General features: G+C 71.2%; 7 protein-coding genes. 4 read left to right on the top strand and 3 right to left on the bottom strand.

What is annotated here, in order from left to right; translation table 11 throughout:
• Positions 1 to 179 precede the first annotated feature (179 nt).
• The 4 genes from GCG21_RS15060 to GCG21_RS15045 all read left to right on the top strand — a co-directional run bounded on the left by GCG21_RS15060 (position 180) and on the right by GCG21_RS15045 (position 2,861).
• Positions 180 to 1,652 (top strand): UDP-N-acetylmuramoyl-L-alanyl-D-glutamate--2,6-diaminopimelate ligase, encoded by a 1,473-nt coding sequence (locus tag GCG21_RS15060; protein ID WP_152910494.1) that lies wholly within the window; start codon positions 180 to 182, stop codon positions 1,650 to 1,652.
• Between the two features lie 70 nt (positions 1,653 to 1,722).
• Complete coding sequence (locus GCG21_RS15055) at positions 1,723 to 2,091, top strand: phage holin family protein (RefSeq protein WP_194165131.1); 369 nt, start codon at positions 1,723 to 1,725, stop codon at positions 2,089 to 2,091.
• Positions 2,088 to 2,420 carry a DUF3618 domain-containing protein gene (locus GCG21_RS15050; protein ID WP_152910492.1) on the top strand — a complete coding sequence of 111 codons (333 nt, stop codon included), beginning with the start codon at positions 2,088 to 2,090 and terminating at the stop codon, positions 2,418 to 2,420. The genes GCG21_RS15055 and GCG21_RS15050 overlap by 4 nt, the downstream gene beginning before the upstream one ends.
• 252 nt (positions 2,421 to 2,672) lie before the next feature.
• Positions 2,673 to 2,861, top strand: coding sequence for a DUF3073 domain-containing protein (locus tag GCG21_RS15045; RefSeq protein ID WP_152910491.1), 189 nt, complete (start codon positions 2,673 to 2,675; stop codon positions 2,859 to 2,861).
• Positions 2,862 to 3,040: 179 nt separating this feature from the next.
• On the opposite strand, the gene purM is transcribed toward GCG21_RS15045, so the two are convergent.
• The 3 genes from purM to GCG21_RS15030 form a co-directional block, all read right to left on the bottom strand.
• Positions 3,041 to 4,174, bottom strand: a complete 1,134-nt coding sequence (gene purM / locus GCG21_RS15040; RefSeq protein WP_370517554.1) for a phosphoribosylformylglycinamidine cyclo-ligase — start codon at positions 4,172 to 4,174, stop codon at positions 3,041 to 3,043.
• The gene (gene purF, locus GCG21_RS15035) at positions 4,171 to 5,703 is read right to left on the bottom strand and encodes an amidophosphoribosyltransferase (protein ID WP_153878900.1); all 1,533 of its coding nucleotides are present in this window, start codon (positions 5,701 to 5,703) and stop codon (positions 4,171 to 4,173) included. Before purF ends, purM begins: the two co-directional genes overlap by 4 nt.
• Before the next feature lie 104 nt (positions 5,704 to 5,807).
• The gene (locus GCG21_RS15030) at positions 5,808 to 6,335 is read right to left on the bottom strand and encodes a hypothetical protein (RefSeq protein WP_152910489.1); all 528 of its coding nucleotides are present in this window, start codon (positions 6,333 to 6,335) and stop codon (positions 5,808 to 5,810) included.
• Positions 6,336 to 6,398 lie beyond the last annotated feature (63 nt).

Below are 6,398 nucleotides of genomic sequence, written 5' to 3'. Positions count from 1 at the left end.
CGCTCCAAACGAGCCGGCATGCACTGGACCATCGCCGGCCTCGCCCCCGTCCTAGCCCTACGCACCCTGCACCAGTCCAACCGAGACCAAGAACTCTGGCCCGCAACACAAACCTGACGCACACCCCCACATCCCGCCCTCCCCCTGCGCCTGTCGGCGCCCCACAGTAGGCTGAAGCCATGAACTTGAGTGATCTCGCGGCCCTTCTCGGTGCTGACGACCCGGAGTCCGGCGACTCCGAGCTGGAGGTCGCGAACGTCTCCCACAACGCCCGGTGGGTCCAGGCCGACGGCGCCTACGTGGCCATCCGTGGCGCCCGGAGCGACGGTCACTCGTTCATCCGCGAAGCACTCGGGAACGGCGCCGTGACCGTGATCGGCGAGGGCCTGCCCGAGGACGCCGAGTGCGACGTTCCGTATCTGCGCGTGGACGACGCACGCACCGCCCTCGCGGACGCCGCCACCGCGCTCGCCGGCTACCCGAGCCACGACTTCAACGCGGTCGGCGTGACCGGCACCGACGGGAAGACGACGACCACCTGGCTGATCCGGCACCTCCACCGGCACTCCGGGCTGCCCACGGGCCTGCTCTCGACGGTCGGCTACGAGCTCCCGGACGGCGAGCTCGAGCAGTTCCCCGCGCATTTCACCACCCCCGAGGCGCCCGAGTTGCAGACCATCCTCGCCGAGGAACGGGACGCCGGCGCGCACACCGTGGTCGTCGAGGCCTCCTCCCACGCGCTCGCGATGAAGCGCCTGCGCGGAGTCCAGTGGGACACGGCGGTCTGGACCAACCTGACCGCCGAGCATCTCGACTTCCACGGCACGATCCACGACTACTTCGAGGCGAAGGCGACCCTCGTGCGGGAGGCGCGCTTCGCCGTCCTCAATGCGGACGATCCCTGGACCGACAAGCTGCGGGGAGAGGCCTCCGCGGGCGAGTGGACCTACTCGGCCACGGGCGGGGATGCGGACTGGGTGGCACGCGGCATCGAGGACGAGGAGCGGGGCATCCGGTTCACGGTCGAATCCCCGCTCGGGTCGTTCTCCCTCATACTGCCGATGATCGGGCGCTTCAACGTCTCGAACGCACTCGCCGCCCTCGCGGCCGGCGCGCGCACGGGGCTGCGGGTGCCGGAGCTGGTCGCGGGCGTCGAGTCCTTCCCGGGCGTGCCGGGGCGGATGGAGATCGTGCCGAGCACGCCGGAGGACCCGCGGGTGATCGTCGACTTCGCGCACACGCCACCGTCGCTGGAGAAGGCGCTGGCGACCGTCCGGGCCACCACGGCGGGATCGCTGTGGGTGGTGATCGGCTCGGCCGGCGGCCCGCGCGACCCGTATAAGCGGGCCCCGCTCGGGGAGGTCGCGACCCGGCTGGCCGACCACGCCGTGTTCACGGAGGAGGACCACCGCGACACGCCGCTGCAGCACATCCTCACCGAGATGGCCGCCGGCGCGGGCGAGCGCACGAACTTCCACAGCATCGGCGACCGCGGCGAGGCGATCCGGTTTGCGATCTCGAGCGCCGCCCCGACCGATACGGTGGTCTTGGCCGGGAAGGGTCCGGAGCCGACCCTGGAGAGGGACAACGAAACGATTCCATGGAACGAAGTCGAGGAAGCCTCAGCCGCGCTCCGGCAGCGGCAGGAGTAGCCTGTTCTCTCGCGCCATCGCAAGGAAGGTGACCCGAATGCCCCCGGAACCGCAACCGATGAGCCCCAGCGTGGGTGAGCTCTTCACACGAATCACGACGAAACTCACGTCCCTGCTGCGCGGCGAGATCGAACTCATCAAGACCCAGCTCAAGGAGAAGGTCTCCCGGTTCGCGATGGCGATCGCGCTCTTCGCCGTGGCCGGGGTGCTCGCGCTCTACGGCCTCGGTTGGCTGTTCTTCGCGGCGTACGCGGGCATCGCGGTGGCGCTGCCGGCGTGGCTCGCCGCGCTCATCGTGGGCGGCGGGCTCCTGCTCATCGTGGGGCTGCTCGCGCTCCTGGGCAAGGGCCAGATCAGCAAGGCGAACGCTGCTCGGATCAAGGCCGGCGAGAACGTCAAGCTCGACCTCGAAGCCGTCAAGGAAGGCGTGAGCCGGTGAGTGAACAGACCGAGGAGGCCGACAAGGCCCCGAAGAAGCCCGCCCGCACCGTGGCGGAGATCGAGGCCGACCTCGCGGCCCAGCGCGCGGAACTGACCGCCGCCGTGGACGACCTGACCCGATCCCTCGATCCCCGCACCCAACTCGCGGAGTTCAAGGAGCAGGCGGCGACCGTGGTCGCCAACGCCGCCGGGCAGGCGAAGGACCTGGGCGACCGGGTCCGATCGAAGGAGCCCGGTGCCATCCGGATCGTCGGCGCGGCGGCCGCCGGGCTGCTCGCCCTCGGCGCACTCGCCGTCGTGGCACGGCGCCGCTCACGCCGAGAGTGATCTTTCTCCCGATTCCCCCGCGGTCGAGACGCCATCCGCGGGCGATCGCACCCTCGCGCCGTTTTGCGACGGATCGGGTCGAGATTTCCGGCAAAGCCGGTCAGATCGTCTCACATGCTGATATCGCGCTTGTTCACCGGTTCGCTCGGGACCCCGCGGGCGGGGTACGGTTGCACCACGACACATGACCAATTCCCGGTCCACTACGCGCCAGCGGTGTGGATCCGGCACTTAAGTGGAGGGGGTCACGCCATGGGGCGCGGCCGTCAGAAGGCGAAGCAGACGAAGGTCGCTCGGCGACTCAAGTACTACAGCCCGGAGACCGACTATCAGGCTCTCGAGCGGGAACTCACCGGCTCGAAGACACGAACCGATTATGCGGATTCGCATGAGGTCCCGCCTGCCGAGGACGACGATTGGGATGATCACTCCTCCCGATGACGCCCTGTGATCCCCCGCGGGTCACAGGGATCGCTCACGCCTTGAGGTAGACACGACCTCGAGTGCGGGATCTCGTGGAGATCAGGTCCGTCGACCTCCACGGGATCCCGCATTCGCGCGCCGTCGGGCCGCTGGGGTACCGGCGGGCATCGCCACTCACCCGGGTGCGGTCGTTCCCCTCACGCGGTGCGGTAGGCCCCCTGCATGAGCACGGCCCCGGCGTCGACGCCCTTGGTGCCGCTCACGAGGTCTCCGGCGGCGCCGTCGAGCTCGGCCGAGTCCCGCACGACTCCCAGCTCCCAGGCATCCAGGCCACGCGACCTGGCCGCGGCACGCACGCGGTCCGCCGCCTCGGCCGGCACGATCGCGACCATGCCCACGCCGAGGTTCAGGGTGTTCTCCAGGTCGCCCCACGGCACGGAGCCGAGCCGGCGCACCACGTCGAAGACCGGGGGCACGGCCCAGCCGGCCCGGTCCACCTGCGCGGTGAGGCCGGCCGGCAGCACCCGGGCCAGGTTCGCCGCGAGCCCTCCACCGGTCACGTGGGTGTAGGCGTGGACGTCCCCGCCCGCGGCGAGCGCGAGGCAGTCACTCGCGTACACCCGGGTCGGCTCGAGCAGCTCCGCCCCGAGGCTCCGCCCGAAGTCGGGCACGTGCCGGTCGAGTTCCCAGCCGGCGCTCGCCACGACCCGGCGCACGAGGGAGTAGCCGTTCGAGTGCAGCCCGGAGGAGGCGAGCGCGATGAGCACGTCCCCGGCCTCGACCCGGTGCGCACCGAGCATCTCGTCGGCCTCGACCACCCCGGTGCACGCACCGGCCACGTCGTATTCGTCGACGCCGAGCAGCCCGGGGTGCTCGGCCGTCTCCCCGCCGACCAGCGCGGTGCCCGCCACGGAGCAGGCCGCGGCGATGCCGCGCACGATGTCGGCGATCCGCTGCGGCACCACGGAGCCGCACGCGATGTAGTCGGTCATGAACAGCGGCCGCGCACCGGCGACCACGATGTCGTCGACCACCATGCCCACGAGGTCGAATCCGATCGTGTCGTGGACGTCCATGGCCTGGGCGATGGCGACCTTCGTGCCCACCCCGTCGGTCGAGGTGGCCAGCAGCGGCCGCCGGTAGCCGGTGAGCTCGGAGGCGTCCCACAGGCCGGCGAAGCCGCCGAAGCCGCCGACCACCTGCGGCGTGTGCGTGTCGCTCACCGCCTGCCGCATGAGTTCGACGGCGAGATCCCCCGCCTCGGTGTCCACCCCGGCGTCGGCGTAGGTGATCGGGTGGGCGGGCTGGCGGCTCGTCGGCTGCTGAGTCACGGGTGGTCCAGGGCTCCTTGGGCGCCGGTGGCCACGGTGAGGCTGGTCAGCCCGTCCGCGGGGTCCCCGGCCCTCGTCGAGGTGGGATGCGGGGCGATGCCCGCGGGATGGGGGATCGGGTACTCGCCCGTGAAGCAGGCGGCGCACAGCCGGTCGGGCGGGATCGTGGTGGACTCGATCATCCCGTCGATCGAGATGTGGCCGAGGGAGTCCGCGCCGAGGGAGGAGCACACCTCGGCGGTGTTGAGGCCGGTGGCGATGAGCTCGGCCCGGGTGGCGAAGTCGATCCCGTAGAAGCAGGGCCATTTGACCGGCGGGGAGGAGATGCGCACGTGCACCTCCGCGACTCCCGCCTCGCGCAGCATCCGGATGAGCGCCCGCTGGGTGTTCCCGCGCACGATCGAGTCGTCGACCACCACGAGGCGCTTGCCGCGGATCACCTCCCGCAGCGGATTGAGCTTGAGCCGGATCCCCAGCTGCCGGATCGTCTGGGACGGCTGGATGAAGGTGCGCCCCACGTACGCGTTCTTCGTCAGCCCCTGCGCGAACGGGATACCGGATTCGGTGGCGTAGCCGATGGCCGCGGGCGTGCCCGATTCGGGCACCGGGATCACCAGGTCCGCGTCGGCGGGGTGCTCGCGCGCGAGCCGTCGGCCCATCTCCACGCGGGAGGCGTTGACCGACCGGCCGGCGATCGTCGTGTCGGGGCGGGCGAGGTAGACGTATTCGAAGACGCAGCCCTTCGGGGTGGGCTCGGCGAAGTGGGTCGTGCGCAGCCCGTCCTCGCTGATCGCGATGAGCTCGCCCGGCTCCACCTCGCGCACGAACGAGGCGCCGATGATGTCGAGGGCGGCGGACTCCGAGGCCACGACCCAGCCGCGCTCGAGCCGGCCGAGCACGAGCGGGCGCACCCCGTGCCGGTCGCGGGCGGCGTAGAGGGTGTGCTCGTCCATGAACACGAGCGAGAACGCCCCCACGAGATGGGGCAGCACCTCGGCCGCCGTGTCGAAGAGGTCCGTGTGCTCCTCCCACGCGAACAGCGCGGACAGGATCGCCGTGTCGGAGGCGCAGCCGCCGGCGTAGTTGCGCACGGTCAGGTTCCGCTCGGCCGCGAGCGCGAGCAGTTCCTCGACGTTCGTGAGATTTCCGTTGTGACCGATCGCGACGGTCCCGCCGGCGGTCGGGCCGAGCATTGGCTGGGCGTTCTCCCACGTGCCCGAGCCGGCCGTCGAGTAGCGCGTGTGCCCCACGGCGATGTGCCCGCTCAGCGTCCGCAGCGACCGGTCGTCGAAGACCTGCGAGACGAGCCCGAGATCCTTGTACACGAGGATCTTCTCGCCGTCGGAGGTGGCGATTCCCGCCGACTCCTGGCCACGATGCTGGAGTGCGTAGAGCCCGAAATAGGAGAGCTGGGCCACCTCCTCACCGGGTGCCCAAACACCGAAGACGCCGCATTCGTCCTGCGGCCCCTTCTCGTTCGGGAGGAGGTCATGGGTCAATCGTCCGTCGCCGCGCGCCACAGGTGCAATGGTGCCACACCCGGCGCGAGCGTATGGACGGCGTCCCTCGCCCACGTGGGCACGTCGCCGGTCCTGTGGTGGGCGGGCGGGTCACGCGCGGACCCCGTGGAGTCTCAGCGGCGGCGGTTGTTCCGGCGGTCGAGGACCATCGCGACCACGCCGCCGACGATGGCGCCGAGCGGCACGAACACGAGGGCGAGCACGAGGGTCAGATCCGTGCGGCTGTACCCGGTGCCGCCGCCGTCCGGGACGTCGCCGATCTGGGCGAGCACGAGCGTGACGAGGGCGCCGAGCAGCACCCCCACACCGATGAACCGGCCGTACTTCGGGGTGCGTCGCACCTGGGAGCGGCGCACGTAGATGAGGTCGTCGTCCTCGCGTTCGAGGGAGCTCCCGCTGTCGGTGGGCCCGTCGGGTTGCTCGGCTGCCCCCGCTCCCCCGCGGCCCGTGGGCCCACCGGAAGCACCGGCCCGGTCAGCGGCGGCGGTCGCATCGGGCGCCGGCCCGCCGGCGCGGGACGGCCCGGATTCATCGCGACCTCGGGTCGCGTCCGAGTGCTCGGCCGTGCCGGTGTTCCGCTCGAGGCTGCTGGATTCCTCGTCGGTGAATCCGGTCGAGGTGTCAGGACGCTTCTTCTCCACAGGCCGACCGTATCCCACCGACCCCACCGATCCGGTCTCCCCGGCACGCGCGCCCGGGTGCGC

This window comes from Pseudactinotalea sp. HY160 (assembly GCF_009372055.1).
In the GTDB taxonomy this organism is placed as follows: Bacteria; Actinomycetota; Actinomycetes; order Actinomycetales; family Beutenbergiaceae; genus HY158.
The sequence above is the reverse complement of the archived record's forward strand: the minus strand, read 5'-3'. Positions and strand labels throughout refer to the sequence as shown.

Excerpts from the sequence above, each read along its gene's own strand:
- GCG21_RS15060 (WP_152910494.1), top strand. The coding sequence starts at position 180 with ATGAACTTGAGTGATCTCGCGGCCCTTCTCGGTGCTGACGACCCGGAG.
- GCG21_RS15045 (WP_152910491.1), top strand. The coding sequence starts at position 2,673 with ATGGGGCGCGGCCGTCAGAAGGCGAAGCAGACGAAGGTCGCTCGGCGA.